We start from the raw sequence: 1,128 nt of genomic DNA, 5'->3' as shown, positions 1-1,128 counted from the left end.
GAAGCTGTGGATCCGTTCAGGGTAACGATCGGGGCCGTCCCTCCCGCGCGACTCTCCGGGCAGGCCTCCCGCCGCCCCGGTGATGCCCGCGGTCACTACACTCGATCTGGTCGCCGGAGCAGGCGGCTCCACCGGCGCCTCGCGCCGACGGCGGAGGGAAGGCGGTTCGCGTGCACGCGATCGGGATCGACATCGGCGGCACGAAGATCGCGGGAGCGCTGGTCGACGAGTTCGGCGCCATCCTCCGCGAGGACCGTCAGCCGACGCCCGCCGGGCATCCCGAGCTGATCGTCGACGTCGTCGTCGAGATGGTCGAGCGCCTGCGCGACGGACTCCCCGCCGGTGACGTCGCCGCGGTCGGAGTGGCGGCGGCCGGGTTCATCGACGCGTCGCAGTCGATCGTCTACTACGCCCCCAACATCAACTGGCGCAACGAGCCCTTCCGCGAGAAGCTCTCGGCCCGCATCGACCTCCCGATCATCATCGAGAACGACGCCAACGCGGCCGGCTGGGCCGAGTTCCGCTACGGCTCCGGGCGCCTCGTGAGCGACATGGTCATGCTGACGATCGGCACCGGGGTCGGTGGCGCGATCGTCATCAACGACCGCCTCCTGCGCGGCGGCTTCGGCGCCGCGGCCGAGGTCGGGCACATGCGCGTCGTCCCCGGCGGCCTGCCCTGCGGCTGCGGTGCGCGCGGCTGCATCGAGCAGTACGGCTCCGGACGCGCACTGCAGCGCTTCGCCGGTGAGCTGGCCGACGCCGGCGGGATCGGCCAGGGCATCGCCGACGCCCGCGCCCGCAACGGCGGCGAGCTGAACGGCCGCATCATCTCGGACCTCATCGTCTCGGGCGATCTCGGCGCCCTCGCCGCACTGCGCCAGCTCGGCCACTGGCTGGGCGAGGCGGCGGCGAGCCTGTCGGCGGTCCTCGATCCGCAGCTCTTCGTGATCGGCGGGGGAGTGGCCCAGGCCGGCGACCTGCTGCTGGATCCGATCCGCCAGGCCTACCTCGACAACCTCCCCGCGCGGGGCTACCACCCCGAGCCGGAGTTCCGCATCGCGGAGCTCGTGAACGACGCCGGAGTCGTCGGCGCGGCCGACCTCGCCCGGCTCCACGCCGAGTCGCTCT

At 72.9% G+C, this 1,128-nt stretch carries 1 protein-coding gene; it reads left to right on the top strand.

Features of this window, described 5'->3' with window-relative positions; all coding sequences use genetic code 11:
* Window positions 1-170: 170 nt before the first annotated feature.
* A partial coding sequence (locus IOC53_RS18620; protein ID WP_207408104.1) for an ROK family glucokinase occupies window positions 171-1,128 on the top strand: 958 nt, incomplete at its 3' end.

The organism is Rathayibacter sp. SD072 (assembly GCF_017355185.1).
GTDB lineage: Bacteria > Actinomycetota > Actinomycetes > Actinomycetales > Microbacteriaceae > Rathayibacter.
The sequence above is the reverse complement of the archived record's forward strand: the minus strand, read 5'-3'. Positions and strand labels throughout refer to the sequence as shown.